Source organism: Aquibacillus sediminis, assembly GCF_005870085.1.
Classification (GTDB): Bacteria; Bacillota; Bacilli; order Bacillales; family Amphibacillaceae; genus Aquibacillus_E; species Aquibacillus_E sediminis.
This window is the reverse complement of record NZ_SZNM01000004.1, coordinates 272,414-291,134: the sequence shown is the minus strand read 5'-3', so window position 1 is coordinate 291,134 and position 18,721 is coordinate 272,414. Positions and strand designations below refer to the sequence as shown.

At 35.2% G+C, this 18,721-nt stretch carries 27 protein-coding genes; 4 read left to right on the top strand and 23 right to left on the bottom strand.

From position 1 onward, the window contains the following. Positions 1-33: 33 nt before the first annotated feature. From FCI53_RS06770 to FCI53_RS06700, 17 genes are all read right to left on the bottom strand, one after another. Entirely contained in the window at positions 34-564 is a 531-nt protein-coding gene (locus FCI53_RS06770; protein ID WP_138417131.1) for a hypothetical protein, read from the bottom strand. Between the two features lie 433 nt (positions 565-997). Continuing rightward, entirely contained in the window at positions 998-1,126 is a 129-nt protein-coding gene (locus FCI53_RS22015) for a hypothetical protein (RefSeq protein WP_281279505.1), read from the bottom strand. A 149-nt stretch (positions 1,127-1,275) separates the two neighbouring features. Next, on the bottom strand, positions 1,276-1,773 hold the full coding sequence (locus FCI53_RS06765) for a DUF6199 family natural product biosynthesis protein (protein WP_138417129.1): 498 nt from the start codon (positions 1,771-1,773) through the stop codon (positions 1,276-1,278). Positions 1,774-1,844: 71 nt separating this feature from the next. After that, a complete protein-coding gene (locus FCI53_RS06760; protein WP_138417127.1) occupies positions 1,845-2,027 on the bottom strand; it encodes a PspC domain-containing protein in 183 nt (60 codons plus the stop codon). A gap of 500 nt (positions 2,028-2,527) precedes the next feature. After that, positions 2,528-2,944, bottom strand: coding sequence for a GNAT family N-acetyltransferase (locus FCI53_RS06755; protein ID WP_138417125.1), 417 nt, complete (start codon positions 2,942-2,944; stop codon positions 2,528-2,530). 98 nt (positions 2,945-3,042) lie between these two features. Further along, a complete protein-coding gene (locus FCI53_RS06750) occupies positions 3,043-3,240 on the bottom strand; it encodes a hypothetical protein (protein WP_138417123.1) in 198 nt (65 codons plus the stop codon). Between the two features lie 89 nt (positions 3,241-3,329). Continuing rightward, positions 3,330-3,761 (bottom strand): hypothetical protein, encoded by a 432-nt coding sequence (locus FCI53_RS06745; RefSeq protein ID WP_138417121.1) that lies wholly within the window; start codon positions 3,759-3,761, stop codon positions 3,330-3,332. 252 nt (positions 3,762-4,013) lie between these two features. Beyond that, positions 4,014-4,568, bottom strand: coding sequence for a hypothetical protein (locus FCI53_RS06740; protein ID WP_138417119.1), 555 nt, complete (start codon positions 4,566-4,568; stop codon positions 4,014-4,016). Positions 4,569-4,664: 96 nt separating this feature from the next. After that, positions 4,665-4,901: a hypothetical protein gene (locus tag FCI53_RS21350; protein WP_171038087.1), complete on the bottom strand. Its 237-nt coding sequence runs from the start codon at positions 4,899-4,901 to the stop codon at positions 4,665-4,667. Between the two features lie 23 nt (positions 4,902-4,924). Beyond that, positions 4,925-5,257 carry a signal peptidase I gene (lepB, locus tag FCI53_RS06735; RefSeq protein ID WP_281279510.1) on the bottom strand — a complete coding sequence of 111 codons (333 nt, stop codon included), beginning with the start codon at positions 5,255-5,257 and terminating at the stop codon, positions 4,925-4,927. An 85-nt stretch (positions 5,258-5,342) separates the two neighbouring features. Further along, a complete protein-coding gene (locus FCI53_RS06730; RefSeq protein ID WP_138417115.1) occupies positions 5,343-5,579 on the bottom strand; it encodes a hypothetical protein in 237 nt (78 codons plus the stop codon). A gap of 706 nt (positions 5,580-6,285) precedes the next feature. Beyond that, on the bottom strand, positions 6,286-6,756 hold the full coding sequence (locus FCI53_RS06725; protein ID WP_138417113.1) for a GNAT family N-acetyltransferase: 471 nt from the start codon (positions 6,754-6,756) through the stop codon (positions 6,286-6,288). 266 nt (positions 6,757-7,022) lie between these two features. Continuing rightward, positions 7,023-7,448, bottom strand: a complete 426-nt coding sequence (locus tag FCI53_RS06720) for a hypothetical protein (protein WP_138417111.1) — start codon at positions 7,446-7,448, stop codon at positions 7,023-7,025. Positions 7,449-7,574: 126 nt separating this feature from the next. Then, positions 7,575-7,871, bottom strand: a complete 297-nt coding sequence (locus FCI53_RS06715; RefSeq protein WP_138417109.1) for a helix-turn-helix domain-containing protein — start codon at positions 7,869-7,871, stop codon at positions 7,575-7,577. Positions 7,872-8,155: 284 nt separating this feature from the next. After that, a complete protein-coding gene (locus FCI53_RS06710; protein ID WP_138417107.1) occupies positions 8,156-8,419 on the bottom strand; it encodes a hypothetical protein in 264 nt (87 codons plus the stop codon). 436 nt (positions 8,420-8,855) lie between these two features. Continuing rightward, positions 8,856-10,082 (bottom strand): peptidase U32 family protein, encoded by a 1,227-nt coding sequence (locus tag FCI53_RS06705; protein ID WP_138417105.1) that lies wholly within the window; start codon positions 10,080-10,082, stop codon positions 8,856-8,858. Between the two features lie 17 nt (positions 10,083-10,099). After that, positions 10,100-11,032, bottom strand: coding sequence for a peptidase U32 family protein (locus tag FCI53_RS06700; RefSeq protein ID WP_138417103.1), 933 nt, complete (start codon positions 11,030-11,032; stop codon positions 10,100-10,102). Between the two features lie 284 nt (positions 11,033-11,316). On the opposite strand from FCI53_RS06700, the gene FCI53_RS06695 reads away from it, so the two are divergent. Together FCI53_RS06695 and FCI53_RS06690 are read left to right on the top strand one after the other, a co-directional pair. Further along, positions 11,317-11,691, top strand: a complete 375-nt coding sequence (locus FCI53_RS06695) for a PH domain-containing protein (RefSeq protein WP_138417101.1) — start codon at positions 11,317-11,319, stop codon at positions 11,689-11,691. A 66-nt stretch (positions 11,692-11,757) separates the two neighbouring features. Beyond that, positions 11,758-12,030, top strand: coding sequence for an acylphosphatase (locus FCI53_RS06690; protein ID WP_342774177.1), 273 nt, complete (start codon positions 11,758-11,760; stop codon positions 12,028-12,030). Positions 12,031-12,065: 35 nt separating this feature from the next. Here the strand turns inward: FCI53_RS06690 and FCI53_RS06685 are convergent, their stop codons facing one another. Beyond that, the gene (locus FCI53_RS06685) at positions 12,066-12,305 is read right to left on the bottom strand and encodes a ferredoxin family protein (protein WP_138417097.1); all 240 of its coding nucleotides are present in this window, start codon (positions 12,303-12,305) and stop codon (positions 12,066-12,068) included. A 315-nt stretch (positions 12,306-12,620) separates the two neighbouring features. Between FCI53_RS06685 and FCI53_RS06680 the strand changes: the two genes are divergently transcribed. Further along, positions 12,621-13,811, top strand: a complete 1,191-nt coding sequence (locus FCI53_RS06680) for a M14 family metallopeptidase (protein WP_138417095.1) — start codon at positions 12,621-12,623, stop codon at positions 13,809-13,811. Between the two features lie 96 nt (positions 13,812-13,907). Here the strand turns inward: FCI53_RS06680 and FCI53_RS06675 are convergent, their stop codons facing one another. Next, positions 13,908-14,357: a hypothetical protein gene (locus FCI53_RS06675; RefSeq protein WP_138417093.1), complete on the bottom strand. Its 450-nt coding sequence runs from the start codon at positions 14,355-14,357 to the stop codon at positions 13,908-13,910. Positions 14,358-14,372: 15 nt separating this feature from the next. After that, positions 14,373-14,816 (bottom strand): DUF2243 domain-containing protein, encoded by a 444-nt coding sequence (locus FCI53_RS06670; protein ID WP_138417091.1) that lies wholly within the window; start codon positions 14,814-14,816, stop codon positions 14,373-14,375. 246 nt (positions 14,817-15,062) lie between these two features. Here FCI53_RS06670 and FCI53_RS06665 point away from each other — a divergent pair, with 246 nt between their 5' ends. Continuing rightward, entirely contained in the window at positions 15,063-16,214 is a 1,152-nt protein-coding gene (locus tag FCI53_RS06665) for a TIGR04053 family radical SAM/SPASM domain-containing protein (RefSeq protein WP_138417089.1), read from the top strand. Positions 16,215-16,473: 259 nt separating this feature from the next. Here FCI53_RS06665 and FCI53_RS06660 read toward each other — a convergent pair whose 3' ends face one another. The 3 genes from FCI53_RS06660 to msrB all read right to left on the bottom strand — a co-directional run bounded on the left by FCI53_RS06660 (position 16,474) and on the right by msrB (position 18,697). Beyond that, positions 16,474-16,677 (bottom strand): DUF6501 family protein, encoded by a 204-nt coding sequence (locus tag FCI53_RS06660; RefSeq protein WP_138417087.1) that lies wholly within the window; start codon positions 16,675-16,677, stop codon positions 16,474-16,476. 90 nt (positions 16,678-16,767) lie between these two features. Then, complete coding sequence (locus tag FCI53_RS06655; protein WP_138417085.1) at positions 16,768-17,535, bottom strand: TerC family protein; 768 nt, start codon at positions 17,533-17,535, stop codon at positions 16,768-16,770. A gap of 193 nt (positions 17,536-17,728) precedes the next feature. Continuing rightward, the gene (gene msrB, locus FCI53_RS06650) at positions 17,729-18,697 is read right to left on the bottom strand and encodes a peptide-methionine (R)-S-oxide reductase MsrB (RefSeq protein ID WP_138417083.1); all 969 of its coding nucleotides are present in this window, start codon (positions 18,695-18,697) and stop codon (positions 17,729-17,731) included. Between the last annotated feature and the right edge of the window lie 24 nt (positions 18,698-18,721).

Here is an 18,721-nt window from a genome sequence, read left to right as displayed (position 1 = left end):
TACACTTTGTTTTTAATATAAATAAGTGCTATGCTAATTTTTAAACAACTGATCTATTACATCACTCACTTCTTTTAAAACTTGTTTGTTCTCTGTTAAATTTTCATTCCATAGTTTATTACGATAATCAAGCTCTTTTACTACCTCTGATAAATTAGCTGTATAATCTTCTAATTGCTTAATGGTCTGATTTGTTAATTGATCATTTTTTGCTTGTGTTAACGCCTTGTATACGACTTCTGCATATTCTCCATTAAGGTCAAATAAATTGAAAGGCATATCGCCATACTGTCCAATCGGGGTTCCATTACCAGTGATTTGCTTATTATGGTACAAAATTGTGATAACTTCTTGGAGCGAATCAATAAATTTTTCCCTGTCATTCGTCTGATCTATTGCTTCTTCTAACAGTAACAATACTCTTTCTTGATGGGACACGTACTGAATAATTAATCCTTTTTTGATGTCATTGTTTTCTTGATGATTTGCATACCAAAACCAACCAAATAGGACATTAAAAATAAGTGAAATGATCACAGTCATTTTCAATAGGCTTTTCGACATAAATTGTGCCCCCTTGATATTAGAGAAAACAACAATATTTTAATAATTCCAATTATCATCAGTTATTTATCTGCAGGAGCTTAAATTGCTTCAAGGATTATACCATATCTTATACTAAGTGCTCCCTTATATTTAGATCCTCCAATAAAAATCACTTACTGAGCACGGCCACATGATTTTACCACCCTTGCCATGTTTTTCCCGTATTCACTACTTAATTTACCACACAATGCCAACACGGTTACCAATCATCATAAAACCATACAGATTACGATTACTAATTAAAGACAAAAAAATAGGGGACTAATCGCTCCTTATTGTTTTTTCAGTATCCGTTTAAAAGCCTTTATTTCACTTTCTTGTTTGACAGAATGAACCGCTTAAGTATCAATCACCATTTGTTGGTCTTCAAATCCATTAATTGTGCCATCTTTCAGTTGTTCTTGCCATCTTTTAGTTCTTTCATATCATTGTTTATATGATCAAAATGTTTATCAAAACCATCCATTCGTTGATTAACATTTTGAAGTTCGCTGAGTATTTGCTGCAACGTTTCTTCCATTAAAATCACTCCGCTTGTTTTCCTTTATATGGTTAAGGAAGAGGTAATATTATAATCTATTAAACTCACAATTCCGTATTAATACCTCTTTCGTACAATAATTCTTCTCAATCTTGTAGCTACTACATAACTTATCGTTTTATTATTAATTATATTAAGATAGATAATCCAACTATCGAAGCGATGATCCCTCCTACACGATTGGCAATCAATGCAAGTTCACTAGGTTCAGCATCACGCAGTTTCCAACCAATTTCTAGATACCATGCTGTACGTGGGGATAACGCCCCCAATAAGCCGAATAATATGAATAAGATACCAACTGGATTCCCAGATGATGGATTAGTAGATGTAGTTGCTTCTCCATTCATTTGTTCATATGTATTAATTGCTTCTTCTGCCAAATTCCTTTCTTCATCTGTTAATTCCAATGAGCCGCCACCACGTCCCATATTTCCAGATTTCTCATAATAGTAATGATGACCGTTATCAAATTTAACTTCATATCTGTAACCGTCAGAGCTTTCTTCAAAAAATACCTTCACAACTTCTCCATTCGATAATTCAATCTCTTCTGGTGATGCTGCTGATGTTGGGATAAGAAAGCTTAAAAAGAATATTATAATTACACCGATAGTAAGTCTCATCTAAGCCACCTCCTTAAGTGCGTACTTTTCTTTTGCAGTGGTAATGCCAGTGACCGAAACTACCACGTTTATTACAGTGATGGTTTATCATATAATGCCCAAACAAGAAGTGCATAGACAATAACAGAAACGGATGCAGTGAAGAAAAATATTAACCTTACGACGAAAGAAGATATACCAAAAAATTCTGCTATCCCACCACACACACCAAATAACGCTTTGTCCGTCGATGATTTTGTTAGTTTTTGTGACATCGAAAGCTCTCCTTTAAGTAGAAACTAAGTTCTTATACCCAGTTTAACCGCATTGTTATCTAATCATTATTTACGAAATAAAACTAAAAATAGTTTCAATAACTTTGTACTTACACAAGTTTCCTCTGTTTTCTAAAGAAATCAGACTCCCTGCCCGACACGTGCCACTCGTTAACGTGCTATATTTGTTTTTGTTTCCTTTTGACCATAATAACCCAACCTAAGTAAATAAAATAAGCAATTACAAGTGGCACTGTACCCGCTATACTAAATTCATTTGGCAGAAAAATGAACAGTGCGATTGCTAAGATAAAAGCGGGAACCATCAAAATATAACCACATTCTAATTCGTTTCCTTTTTAGGCTTAGTTCAAATTCCATTCCATATTAATACCTTTTATATCATTACTATTGAGATACATTTATTCCGCATTCGCACCTTTTGGACATACCTTTAAAAAATAGATTAATTCTAGCTCCCTAGTTATGTTAAAGCCGCTTTAGCTTACTTTGTCATAGTCCATTTTATCCTCATAGAAACGGTGTGCGTCCGTTCGCTGTAGCCCTGAAGACAAAGCAACACTTTCATAATTGTTTTCTTTTGCCCACTCGTGAACATATTTGAGTAGTTTTTCACCATACCCTTTTGAACGCTTATTTGTGTCAGTCACTAAATCACAAACCCAAACAAATCGACCGTAGTATAGTGTTATCATTGGTTTAAAGCCAGTTACTGCAACTATTTCTCCTCCATCCATTAAGGCAACCATTTTATATCTATCTTTAACTTTTGCATCTAAAACTAAATCAAGATATGTTTCCTCATCTAAATGTTTTCGTAGTTGTTTCATGACTGGAAATGCTTCTAAAATTTCATTTTGTGATTGTAGTTCTTTCATTGTTAAAGTATCTGTCATAATTATTCCCCTTTTCAAATTTCTGCTAATTTAACGTAACTTCTTCTTGCACTATACTGCTTTTTTGACAATACAGGATTTACTCTAGTAACTCTCTGTCAGTTATTATTTTCTGTTTCCGATATCAGTTGATCAAGCTTCTCTTCAACCCGCTTTAATCTTTCACTACTTTTTCGCAAAACAATAAAGAAAATGATCATTGCCACAGGAATAGCTACTAACATGAAAAAGGATACGAATTGAATAATCATATCCCCAGTGTTTATACCGCCTACAGATGCTAATAATAAAAACATAACAAACACTCCCTTACTTTAAATTCTCTTCTAATGTCCTTTGCTGCATCACTTAATCACACAATCCAGCACCCATCAATGAAAATTAACTACTCAATTAGGAGTTGTCCCAATTCTTCTGGAACTATTTTAATGTCTTGGATTTTAATTTTTCCATCCTCTAATTTAGGAGTTAACTTTAATAACAAGACATGATCATTTCCTGTTTCGTCTCTAAAACTCACAACAGAGTATGAGAATAATTCTGCACCACCCGTGTGCATTTGAGTGATTTGTCTTAATTTATCTTCTAAAATAATCTCTCTATATGGTTGATGTAACAATCTTTTAATACTTTGGTAATTGTCATTATTTCCAGCGGCCACCATTATGGAAGAAGCTACTTCAATAGGCGTATCATGTTTTATTTCTGGTTCACCTTTTAAATAAAGCACAACGAATACAACATTAACTGCTACTGATAGGATAGCTATAACTACTATCACTTTACTTTTCAACGTATCCCCTCCATACTTGGACATTCCTAGTAAACCCTTGTATAGTGAAGAAATACTACCCTGCACTACAAAAACTTATCAGCTAAAAAAGTAATAATATATATAAGAAAACTAGGCACTAAAATGTTACGTATGGATTGATTGATGGGTGTAGGGCTTTTAGTGTCATACCTTCTAATTAATTCAAACACTATGAATACCGATAGAATAAAAAGGAGTCCTTCTTTGTAAATAATTTCTCCCCCTCCCTTGTGGGTCTTATTAAAACTCTAAAGGCTACCAATTTGCAGCTTCTTTGTTTTTTAACTCTTCTTTTAAGTTACTCCAATGTTTATAAAAATCATAATAGTTAGAAAATTCATGTAATGTTTCCCTGTTCATATGCTCTGAGAGGAATTCCATATCTTTGGAAATCATTGTCACACGTTCTTTTAGTTTAGTAGACCGATCTCCTGACTCTAGTTTTTCTAAATCATTCGAAACTGTACGATAATAGTGGGTCAGGAACTCGGCTAAACTTGTGAAATTTGCATTCGAATGAATACCAATACCAACCTCATAATACTTTGTTGCTGGTCTGCCCCAAAGCAATCCTTCTGCCCTGATAAATTCATTCATTAGTATTGTCGAGGCATCTGAGTCTTGATCATCCCAATCCTCTACTATACGATCTGAACGATAAGCTAACTGTTCAAATTGCGATTCAACACTTAAAAAATCTCTTTCTTGTTGTATATTAAGAAGTGTTTTTGCCACATATAATTGATAGACAAGTACGATCACAAGTATAATGACTAAAATAAAACTTATGCTAGTCAACTTATTTTTCATATAATCAATCCTCCTTGATCTCTGATGCATGTCGCTAAAGATAAATAGGGGCTAGCACACCGGTCACTTTGATGTGACATAGCTTCTGGCTAGAAACTAATCAAGCTTCTTTTTTAACAATTCTATGATTTGTTGGTTTAGTTCATTGTTTTTTCTTAATTTTCCTTCAATTGATAGACAGGTAATGGCTATCACAAAAACTCCAATAGCTATAACAAACTCCATCCTACCGACCTCTCTCTTCTCCATTATGTATTTCTTAAACATCATTAAATGAATAAAAACGATATTTGGCCTTGCCGACAACGGCGGAATTATCTTTATTAAATCCACTATCTTCACTTCTCGTACGATTATCAGCTAATACAAAGTAATGACCCCTCTGGCACAACTGAATTTCCAGTAATTTCCTGTAACGTAAGATTGTTGGTGTGCTGACTCAAGCTGCTCCCTTCGATCTCTTTATGAACATATGTTTCATCGAAAGTTTTTCTGTTTACATACAACATATCATTTTTCATTTCTACACGATCACCAGGTATCCCAATTATTCTTTTCACATATTTAGACTTGTTATTTGGCGCCTGTAAGACTACCAAGTCAAACCGCTCTAATGCTGTTGTTTTCGTAACAACAATCCTATTGCTAGCATCAAGTGTAGGAAACATTGATTCCCCTTCAACAAGAATCTCCTTCTTTATTTATTTCTTCATGTTGACTCTCCTAACATAAGTAATTACCCCCCTGTCATACCTAGCCGCTTACACGATTCATTCAAGCCCCAAGGTAATACCTTATCCAATTAGCAAATATAATACCGCCAACTGTATTAACCACTCCTAATACCATGATGATTTTACCTTGGTTACCAACTTCATAATCCCTTCTTAAAACCATTCCTAGAAAGAATGCAATAGGGCCGAATGCAATCGGACTAAAAATATAAGGCAAAAAAGCAGCGAGCCAACTTATTGTCAATAATATTTGTTTTCCATCTTTTACATCTTCCATTATAATCCCCCTCGTTAATCTCAACTGAACGCACGTTAACCAGTTTATAAAATCTATTCATTGATTATTTCCTCATCCGAAATTACGCCATCACCCGAGGTCCAAATCCTATATGTTGTATCAGTACCTTTTTTAACTATTAACACATATCTAGAAAAAAACTCTCCCCATGCCCAATACGATTTACACTTTCAATAGAAGTTATTTTGGGATTATGGTCTAACACTTCCTGTTTAACATTAGACAACCTAATAGTAACGAACATCATGATACATAAATAACCTACTACCAAAATGGAAATAATAGCTAATAGGCCTTTAAAGAAAAGTTTCTTAGTTAATCGATTCAGATTTTATCCCTCATATTTTTATCCACGATTGTTTAATATTCTGATCCAGTATCGAGAGTGTGTATCTTTGATAGTAACACTTATTCGAAAAGGAACACTACTTCCTTTATAATCCCAACAGACAAAAAAATAGCTATAGCAATATATACATAACCTTCTTTTCTTGCCTTTCTTTCACTTTTTCAATTCCTCCTAATATTAAACATCACTGCCAATAAGGAAAAGATGATAGACAATGGCAATTGAATATTTTCAATAAATAAATGATAGCCTCCTCATACCAATTCCCAAAATTGCCATCATAATATTTAGTTTTCGCACTATTTTCAAAACCCATTTCCCCTTGATTAAAAAATACTAATTTTCAGTTAAAGTTTTTTCAAACATCACCATGTCTAAAGCTCGAATACCCGATTCAATAATTGGTTCCGGATATGCTTTAAAAAAATCCCTCTTTATTTCAACCATTCTAAACCCTAGTTTTTGATAGAATATAAGATTACCAATACTTGAATTTGCCGTACCTACCACCATTTTTCTTTTTCCTCTTCTTTTGTAAATCTTGAAAGCTTCTGTCACAACGAAAGTCCCTAATCCATTACCGCGGTATCTGGAGTCTAATGCGATATTTTTTAATTCAACTACTTGATCTGAGTGAAAAGTAAATATCATTACGCCAGCCACTTTATTTTCATAATGAATGGAAAACATATCACCATCGTGAATATATTTCTGCACAACCGCTTCGCTTTCATCAGCCAACAGCAGAAAGTTTATATACTGGTGCCTTTCCGATTGCTTTACTTCCTCTATTTTTACAGGTGTCATTTGCTATTCCCCATTCCATTTATTGCTACCTCATTGAATATATTGTGTTGGTAGAACATCAACTGCTATTTCTTCAGTTCCAAGATTCTTCTCGCTATAATTGCTGATACATAGTTCCTCTTCATCTTATCAATAAATGAAATTTTTTTGTATTGGGAAAATTAAAAGCTGTATACATGAATGAATAAGATTTTTTTAAGTAAAATTTCCTAAAAAAATAACCTCTCCGTCAAGGAAAGGTTTGACTTGGCCATTGATCCAATTATCTAGCTTGCCAGTTTGCTTAAATGGTACAACGTTTTATAATAATCGGATGATTTTTTGTAATGTTTGCGTCTGTAGAAAATGTCAGCTAGTAATTCTAAACATTGATAATAATCTCCCTTTCTTTCATTTTGTTCAAAATAGGCAAGCATTTCATTTTCTAGCTTCGTTACAAATTCGCGCTGATCCGTTGTCCCCTTGATTTGGTGAACAAGGATGTTAAACTTATACATGAACCTTTGATTCGTAACAAGCTTTGCTAGCTTTATTCCTAGGTGGACACAGTGACTTGCCTCTGTTTTCTTGTCAAGTTTAAATAGGGTTTTTGCTTTCAGATGAAGGCTATTAAGGTAACTATAGTCATTATTTGTCATATGTAATGCTTGGTTGAGGTAATCTAACGCATCTAGATAACTTGTTTGTCGCATCTTAATATATCCTAAATTATGATATACCTTAGGAAGTATTTTCCCCTGCTCTTTCCCAAGTTCATTATTTAGAATATGGAGTTGTATAAACTATACAGCTTATTATATCTGTTTCCTTGTTTCCCGTTAAACACATGGGATAACTCGCCATAGCCTTGATCGCTTAAAAATGATTTGAAAATTTTCAATTGATTGATACCATGCAGTTAAGTCATGATGTAATGTTTCCGTTTCTTCCTCAAATGAACTCTCTTGATTCATCCCTAAACGAGAAAATAATAGTGAACGAATTTGCTCACTCGGAATCACATCATTGTTTTCGATTTTACTCAAATATGATACAGAACAAATTCCTAATGATAATTGATCCTGTGTCATATTGGCATTTTTTCTATGTAATTTAATAAAATCCCCTTTTTTCATGTTACACCGTCTCCTAAAAGTTTTCCTTTCTTATTCTAGCGAGGTTATACCTATAAATAAGTAGCTACACTATGTACGCAACTGTCACCTTATTAATCAAACAATACTTTTCTATCATCTGGAACTATCTTTACAAAAATGTTAATTCATCATTACCGGTAGTGCATCCTATTCGTACAAGTAACAAAAATGGAAGGAATATTATTTTTTGCACGATCACCTCTCCTTTTATCGTAATTTGTTATTCCCCATAAATGTACTAGAAACCAACTACAATTCCTGATTTAGTAAAACAGTGTTATATCTCTAATCAAGACAATTACCGATGCGACAAATGTAATCATTCTGGCAATTTTACTCATCTTATCTTTTGATATAAAAATTTGTATCACCTTTAACACCATAAAACCAACAAAAACAAGTAACAGAATAGCATTATCAATAAAACGATCCGCTGGAGGGATGAATATAAATAAAAAGACAATCATTACAGAGAAGACAATATTTCTAAAAAGAATCCATTTAGCAATTGGCTTTGTCCGTTTCATTTGGTCACTCCCTAAATTTTATAATCAACTCTTTTCGTTATCTGTACGGCGAATCCATAGCTTGATAATAATTATTTGCAGGGGACAACAACGTTTTGTTCTGATCAACCGAGGTGATTCAATAATACTTAATTAATAAAAAACACAAACACCCTTTAAGTCATTCACGGTTAAAGAGAATCCATTCAAGCCTATTAAGAGAAAAAAACTCATACGGTACATGCTTCATATATTAAGGATATCACTATTGTTTCATAAGGTATATTGAAAAAAATAACTGGAAGCATGAGGTTCAAACAGAAATAGGAAGAAAATTTTCATTCACTTAACCTTATCCGTTCCTTTTTTCTTTCACAAAAAAATAAGGCGTATAAATCTCATTGCGAGATTTATACGCCTTATTAATCAGTTTTTTAATTCTATGTGTCTGGAAACGTTACTTTCTCTTTCTCATCATATCAAAGTACGTAACAGGTTGATCAACTTTAACTTTGGTCACCATCATTGCATGTTTAGCAATGTCGATTGCTTGTCCATTTTCATCCCAAATCTCTGTAATTTCTTGTTTAAAACGTTTGAAGTTAGGACCGAAAAATTCAATTTCATCGCCTTTAGCAAACGAATTCCGTTGCTGCACGGTTGCGATTTGTGTGTCCTCATCATAATCCAATACGAGACCAGCAAAATTATACTTTGGAATCCGGTCTGGTTTACCAAATAATTGAGCATTTTCAGATGGTTCTTCATAGTAAAATGCAGTCGTTAGCGAACGTTGCGCCGCTTTCCAAATTTCATCCACCCATGCTTCATTCAATTGGTAATTTTCTGGATTCTCGTAATACGAATCAATAATCTTTCGATACACATTTACGACTGTCGCAATATAGTGGATACTCTTCATTCGACCTTCGATTTTTAAACTGTCAACACCAAGTTCGAGCAAGTCTGGCAAGTGTTCCACCATACTTAAGTCTTTGGAGCTCATTGTGTAGGCTTCATCCGCTTCTTCGGATACATTAACAGAACCATCGACACCATCTTCAAATAAGTCATATTTCCAACGACAAGATTGCGCACAACCACCGCGATTAGCATCTCTTGCTGTCATGTGATTGGATAACACACATCTTCCTGAATAGGAAATACACATTGCACCGTGGATAAACGCCTCAATTTCAATATCGACTTTTTCTTTCATTTGACGAATTTCTTCAACCGATACTTCTCTTGCCAGTACAACACGTGGAATACCTTCTTGCTTCCAGTATTGTGCAGTACGCCAGTTAGCAATAGAAGCTTGTGTACTGATATGGATTTCTAAGTTTGGTGCAGCTTCCTTACATGCAGTAATCAATGCAGGATCCGCAATAATGACGGCGGAAATTCCAATTTCATAGAGTTTTTTAAAATATTCCTTCGCACCATCAAGGTTTTCATTGTGGGCAATGATATTTGCTGCCACATACACTTTAGCCCCATAACGATTGGCGAATTCCACCCCTTCAGCCATTTCTTCAAACGAGAAATTACCGGCTTTGGCACGTAGTCCAAATTGTTTTCCACCAATATAAACGGCATCTGCCCCATAATGAATCGCAAATTTTAATTTTTCTAAATTACCTGCCGGAGCAAGTAATTCTGGTTTTTTTACTTTGGTACTCATCTATACTCACCTCTAGGTTAATAAATCTGTTCTTTATAATAAAATCCTGTATCTAATTTTCGATCATTTGGTTGCATCGTAACAATTTGTTGTTTTAGCTGATGTTTTTGATAGTCTGTTATGATATCTTGATGGCGATCAATTGCTTCACGATAAAGCGCAACAGCTTTTTGTTGATATTCTCTTGATTTAAATAAGCCATTAATACGTAGACTATCGACACGTGCATCCATGATTTCTTGTAAATGCTCAATCATACACAAGTCTTCGTTACTCATAATATGTGTACCATTAATATCTTCATAAACGGGGTAATGGGTATCCGTTTCATTCGATTGACGTAAGTGCATGTTTTTCGACTTAATGTCTTGTTTTAGTTGCTCATCTGTCTCAATGTAATTGTAGTAATTCGTCACCAGTTTTCGTTTTGACTGAAAGATACAAGTCATCCCATGAATTTGGATTTCGACTGGCACATTGATTTTTTCCTTGATCGTTGCAATCGCATCTAATGCTAGCTCATTAGACAAAATCGCTCGCTTAATCCCTTTTGTCTCCCAATATTTTAATGTTTCGTAATTGGTCGATAAGGTCTCAGGATTCCAAAACACATCTAGGTCTACATCTAATTCATTAAGAATGGGAAACACAGATGGATCACCACAAATGATGCCATCTACTTCAAGTTCCGCTAAGCCTGTAAAATAGTCTGGTAACTCTTGTACAATGTCATTATGAAAAATCGCATTTGTTAGGACATACACTTTTTTATTACAAGCATGTAAGTGTTGAACTGCTTGGCCAATAGCTGTTACATCAAAGTTACCTGCGACACGTAATCCGTAACGTTCATGGCCAATAACGACTGCATCAGCTCCTGCTTCTGCTACAGTTTTTACTTCCTCTATATCTCTTGCTGTTGCAATTAACTCTGGTTGATAATTACTCATAATTCCACCTCAAATTTTACAATCTACTTTTTATTATGAAAAATTTCGAAAATGTTCTCAGTGATTTTTGTCACAAAAAATCATTTATTTTTAAAAAAGCGTCACTTCATTTCGTTGGGATGTTCTTCCCCGCTAAAAACAATGTTGTACACTTAGACTCCACCTCCCTGTTTTGATCCATTTTATAAGGTGGTTACATGGTGCTTGAAATCTCTGTTAAATTTGTGATCACACTACCTATCGTCTATAATAGAACTGAAAAAAATTAATTTGGAGGCGAAGCAATGGGATTACTTGATGGATTTTTAGGAAATGCCTCAGAAGTGGATATCAAAAAAGTGGAAACGGATTTGGAAAACGTATTAACAGATAATGAAAAACTGCAAAATGCGTTTAAGATTATTCGAGATTTAATTGTATTTACAGACAAAAGACTAATACTAATTGACAAGCAAGGGATGACTGGTAAAAAAGTGGAATACCATTCGATACCGTATGGGTCGGTCACCCACTTCAGTGTGGAGACAGCTGGTAATTTTGATTTGGATGCTGAATTAAAAATTTGGATTTCAGGAAGTGCAGAACCTGTGTCAAAAGAATTTAGAAAAGATGATAACATTCATAAGGTTCATCAAACATTAGGAAAATTTGTTTTATAAGAGGATAGGCTTGGCATCACCAAGCCTTCCTGTCTTCATTTTATAGTTAAGATTGAGGTGGTCATGATGATTCGCATACATATGATTGTCAGTGGACGTGTACAAGGTGTAGGTTTCCGAATAACAACCCAACTAAAAGCAAGCGAAATGGGCGTAACTGGCTGGGTCAGGAATCGATCCGATGGAACAGTTGAATTGGAAGCGGAAGGACCGCCAAATATTGTATATCCTTTTGTTGAGTTCATTGAAAATGGACCTAGCCGCTTTATCAAAGTAGAACATGTTGAAAAACAATTACTTGAAAACACGAAAGGCTATACCACTTTTGACATTAAATAAACCGCTATCGTTTTGATAGCGGTTTTATTCATCTTTTATTGTTCCTCGAAGAATCGACGATTTAACGCAATGTATTCGTGCTCATCATCTGGAACTTCGTCTTCCATATAGATAGCTTCTACAGGGCAAACTGCTTCACATGCTCCGCAATCAATACAAATATCAGGGTCAATGTAAAACATATCTTTGCCTTCTTCTATACAATCGACAGGACAAACTTCCACACATTCGCCTGCTTTTTCTTGTTTACAAGGTGATGTAATAACAAAAGCCACGATTAACTCCTCCTCGTCTTAATATATATATAATTGGTGCATTTATGTGCATCAATTAACATTATAGACTATTTTTTCCAATTAATAAATAAATTTATATAGGTTGTTCAAAAAGTTTGCTAAAAATGATATCTCCAATTTCGGTTGATTGCTGTTAGGTTGTTCATGAACTACTGTACACAGAGTCATACCTGGTCCCTTAAATATCGAATCAACTTATGAACTTCTAGTAGTTCTCATACATATAGTTAATTATATGCGAGGCTATTATCCATGTCATCAAGCTTTCTATGACCTTTCTAGAGGAGGTGTATTATGGATATTACGGTACGTCAAGGTGACTCATTGTGGTATTATAGTCAGCTTTTCCAATTGCCGTTTAGACTAATCATTGATTCAAACAGGCAAATAAATCCTAATCAGTTGTACCAAGGACAAACCGTTCGTATTCCAGGATTTCTATTATCAAATTATCAAATTCAACCTAGTGACACATTATGGGCAATTGCAACGAGCAGAAATTTGAATCCAGATGCGTTACAGTTAGTAAATCCCGCGATTGACCCTACTAGGTTAGCGGTTGGGCAAACAATTCAGATCCCAACACGAGTAACATGGCGAGTTGTAAATGGAAAGGAAGCTTATGATTATGGGAAAATGCAACAAGATCTTCGCGAATTATTATCAATTTATCCATTTTTACTAACGGAAGCGATTGGCAACTCTGTTATGGGGAAAGATATTACTGAATTGCGGCTCGGAAATGGAAGCAAACGTGTTCATGTGAATGGCTCTTTTCATGCAAATGAATGGATCACAACCCCAATGATCATGCGATTTATGAATGATTATTTACTAAGTTTGACGAACAACGGATCAATGAATGGAGTTAACATTTATTCTTTGTATCAAACATCGATGTTATCTGCAGTACCTATGGTCAATCCAGATGGTGTTGACTTAGTACTCAACGGACCGCCTGAACAAGAGCCATACCGCAGCAATGTACTTGAGATTAATAATGGTAATGTTGACTTTTCTAACTGGAAAGCAAATATCCGAGGGGTTGATTTGAATAACCAATATCCGGCTAAATGGGAAATTGAAGCGGAGAGAAAACAACAATCTCCAGCACCACGTGACTATCCGGGTCCAAATCCATTGTCAGAACCTGAAGCGAACGCAATTGCTAACCTAACAAGACAACGAGACTTCCAAAGAGTTAATGCGTTGCATACACAGGGGCAAGTTATTTATTGGGGATTTGAAAACCAAGAACCACAAGAGGCTGAAGTTATAGTTAATGAATATGCAAATGTTAGTGGTTATACCCCTATTCGTACTGTTGATAGTTATGCAGGGTATAAAGACTGGTTTATCCAAGAATGGAACCGTCCAGGGTACACCGTCGAATTAGGATTAGGAACCAACCCGCTCCCAATAAGTCAGTTTGATCAAATTTATCGTGCAGCGAAAGGGATTCAATTAGCAAATTTATATATGTAAACTAAACAAGTTCTCCACATTGTATGCAACGTACACAGTAGAAAAAACGTCCAGAATCTGTTACTCTTGGGCGTTTTCTTATATACAAATATGAACTCATTTAGAAACAACTGTACGATCTTCAATTTTATTACCGTTGTTCATTAAAACACTGTGATTATTTGAATTTAGCGTAACTGTAATGGTATTTTTTCCTTGTTTCAGTTTACCTAGATTATAATAGTTTCCGTATAATCGATTAATCTTTTCCCCATTTATGTATAAATGGGCATGACCTTCATTATAGCTCGGCAAACCTGCCCCTACTTTTTTAGGATTAAATGTAAAATTCTTCGTTTGAACTTCCAATAGCCAAGTATTCGATTGGTCCATAGTAACAGCTATTTTCACAGAAGGAACATCATACCCATCTGGAACTTCAACATAACCATGTTCAGCATGTGATGGATTGGCAGAAAAAGGTTTGTGTCCATGTTGATTGGTAAAATAAAAAAAGAATAGTAAAAATGGAATAAAAAAAATAATAAAACTTTTGAACTTGTTCATGGAAAATAACCTCCCTTACGCATTCTTTTCAAGCCTAATGATTATAAAACCGATTATCACAAGCAGGAGACCAATAGCTAAAAACCCCAAGTCATATAGCAACGGATTTTCTGCTAATGGTTTCACACGATGGACTTGTAATAGGTGGTGATCCACAATTCCTTCAACTAGATTGAATAGACCACCACCCACAAATATACCTCCCAAAAAAATTTTCCAACTAGTACCTAATTTATCCTCTCTAGCGTCCTGAAAGATTTTCACTCCACCCCATATCAACAAAGCAGAGAATAAGGCAGTAAATAATCCATCAGTAAAAATCTCTAATTGTATATTAGGACTAAGGACCATATGATGCCATTGCAGCAATTGATGAAATACAATCCCATCGATTGCTCCTAACAATCCCAACCCTAAAATCAATCCAGATATAAATAAATTCTTATTTTCTTTTTTCAACTAAACCACCCTCTACAACAACAACTTCCACTTTCACAATTTGTTCCCTAAAACGAGTCAGGTTATACAATTAATGGTTCATTCGTGTTTTTCTTACATTAGACGGATCCCATTTCCCCCTATTTACATTGTAAGGACTCCGGATTTGTTAGTTTCGGAAATTGTCAGAACTATGTAACACCATTACCCATTATTATCGGTATAATGTAAACATACTCCAAATTTTAATCGAAAATAGGTGATAAAATGCAGCAATTAAACCATCCGCATCATCATGGGAAAACGATTGATTATAATGAAAGTCCCTTTATCGCTATTTGGGAAGTGACAAGAGCCTGTCAATTAAAATGTGTGCATTGCCGAGCAGATGCACAAACAAAACCACATCCTGATGAGTTAAACCATTGTGAAGGTTTCCAATTAATTGATCAGATTTATGAGATGAATAATCCAATGCTCGTTTTCTCTGGTGGTGATTGTATGATGAGAGAAGACTTATTCGAATTAGCCGATTATGCAGTTAAAAAAGGCATGCGTGTTTCCATTACACCTAGCGCGACCCCAAATGTCACCAAGGACAAAATGAAGATGGCCAAAAATGTTGGTTTATCTCGTTGGGCGATAAGCTTAGATGGTCCAACCTCTGAGATACATGATCAGTTTCGAGGGATAAATGGATCCTTTGCTTTAACTATTGAAAAGTTGGAGGATTTAAAAGCACTTGGTATCCCTTTTCAAATCAATACTGTAATTTCACGTTATAATTATGACCATTTACAACAAATGGCTGACTTAGTCGAGGAATTAGGCGCTGTTATGTGGTATATATTCTTGCTTGTTCCGACTGGAAGGGGGCAATTAGAAGCTTGTATTTCACCTGCTGAACATGAAAAAGTGTTTACATGGTTATATGAATTGAATAAAACCTCACCGTTCGATATCAAGACAACTGCTGCGCAACATTATCGTCGTGTTGTACTCCAACAAAAATCAAAAGAAAAGTTGATCACAAAAGGATCGATTGAATACCAGGACACTATTCCGACGGATCATGCATCAATGATCGATGGTATCAATCGTGCCCCAAAAGCAGTTAATGATGGAAATGGGTTTATTTTTATCTCTCATACTGGTGATGTCCTACCAAGCGGCTTACTTCCCATTAAAGTTGGGAATGTAAGGGATACCCGATTGAAAACAATTTATAGGGAATCTCCTATATTAAAGAAACTTAGAAATCCAGATTTATATAAAGGAAAATGTGGCTTGTGTGAGTTTCGTTATGTCTGTGGAGGATCACGTTCAAGAGCCTATGCGGTAACAGGAGATTATTTACAAAGTGAACCATACTGCGTCTATATTCCAAAAGCAATGAGGGATAAAAAAAGACACGTATGAATGTTTCTGATTTTTATGAGTACTTACTAAATAACCTAAAACAATTCAAAATGAGGATGAACTAAGCAAACGTTGCGGAAAAATACTACGCGTATCCTAAGGCCGTAGCGACTTAATAGCAGTCACTATAATTAGAGTGAAAAATGCTTCATCGTCCATTACCAGAATAAAGCAAACATGAAATCAAACGCAGTGATGCAATAAAGCAATCACTGCGTTTTTCCGAGAGTAAATTTCATGGAAGTTAGGCTGAGTATGCTTAGAGCTCTTTAAAGTACTCTTTTCGAAAGCCACCAATACGGTTGGAATTATCGATGATAAAATAAAACTCATCCGTTTCATTTTTTACATCATATGTTTTTCCAGGTGTTAAGGTGGTATCTACGACAAACTTTTTAGCATTAGCATGAACACACTTAATTTGTTTGATAGTTTTATTATTTTCCCAGTTATTATGTATCACTTTATGTTCCTCCTTGTTGTTACTCTTCTTTTATCCCTATTGTATCATGTTTTCACGTTCGATGCTTGCCGTATTGAGGTCAAAGAATAGCTAAGCTTTGTTATTAGATGTTTTAGGTTGCCATGACCATCCAAGTAATATGGTTAGAATCATGAATCCCCAAAAGATCATATTCCATAAACTCGAGTCAGGAAAATGTTGATCAATAATGTTTAATTGCGGATGCGCCAACGTATGTACCGCTAATTTCACTCCCACCCAACCAACTACTACATAGGCCGCTGTTTCAAGTCCTGGTCTTTCTTGCAAGAGGTTCACAATATAAGAGGCTGCGATCCGAATTAATATTAATCCAATCATCCCTCCAGAAAGCACGACAAAAAATTGACCGCCATCCATCTCTCCGATATCAGGTAAGCTTGTATGGGGTAAAGTGGTAGCTAAGGCAACAGCGGCTAATATAGAATCAACGGCAAAAGCAATATCTGCTAATTCAACCTTTAAAACCGTTGGCCAAAAACCTAATTGCTTATTATTTGACCGTTTTTTTTCATTCTCTTTAGCTTTATTAGGAAAGAAAGTTTTCAAAAGGTTATTTAACGCAATATAACATAAGTAAATGGCTCCTAATGCTTGTAATTCCCATATATCTACTAAAAAGGAAATGAAAAATAATGACGCAAAACGAAAGACAAATGCCCCACCCAGTCCATACAATAGTGCTTTCCTTTGTTTTTCGGCGGGTAAATGTTTGACAATCATCGCCATTACCAATGCGTTGTCTGCAGCTAACAGTCCTTCCAAACCTATTAAAACGAGTAATGTCCAACCATATTCAATAAGGATACTTGAATCCATGGTAACCCTCTTTCTCTATTTAATGAAGACTTAATGCTTCAAGATTAGAAGATTTGTAAACAAGATAGATTGCTATTTTTCTAATGTATTACAAGGGTTGTCCAACCTAGAAAGGGTCAAATAAAACAAACATTTGATCAGATGAAATGTTTGAGAATATGACCCTTATAGGACAATCGCCTGCTAGTGGATCTTATTTTTTATCATCGAATAAATAGCTTAAATATTCATAGCCCTCAGCTTCCAATTTATCTTTTGGGATAAATCGCATGGCGGCAGAATTCATGCAGTAACGAAGCCCACCTTGATCCATAGGGCCATCGTCAAACACATGACCTAAGTGCGAGTCCGCTTGGTCACTTCTAATTTCAATTCGCCTCATGCCATGCGAAGTATCCATCTTTTCCTGTAGATGAGAACGGTCAATTGGTTTTGTGAAACTTGGCCAGCCGCATCCAGCATCATATTTATCCTCTGATGAGAACAACGGTTCCCCTGACACAATATCGACATAAATCCCTTGCTCTTCATGATCCCAGTATTCATTTTGAAATGGCCTTTCTGTTCCATTTTCTTGTGTGACATGATATTGAATCGGATTTAATTTTTCTCTTAATGTTGCTTTGTCAAACTTAGGTTTCCAATGCGTTTTGATAAAATCCTCTCTTCCTGAGCCTTTTTTATAAAGACGATAATGAAAGGATTGCTTTTTATAATAATCTTGGTGTTTTTCTTCCGCTGTATAGAATGTCTTAGCCGGTAGTATTGGGGTTACAATTGGATCTTTAAACTTCCCAAAAGCTTCTAAATCAGCTTTTGACTTTTCGGCTAAATTCTTTTGGTTTTGATTGTGATAAAAAATCGCTGTTTGATAAGATTCTCCTCGATCATTAAATTGTCCACCTGCATCTGTCGGATCAATTTGTTGCCAAAATGTTTCTAACAGTTTGGCATAAGGGAAAATCGCCGGATCGAATGTGATTTGTACTGCTTCCACATGCCCAGTTGTGTTGGAACAAACCTCTTCATAGGTAGGATTTTCTGTGTGTCCTCCTGTATATCCTGATACCACTTTATGGATTCCTGGGCGCTCATCGAATGGTTCCACCATGCACCAAAAACACCCACCAGCAAAAGTTGCTTTTTCTAAATTGTTAACCACTATTAATGCCTCCTATGATTTATA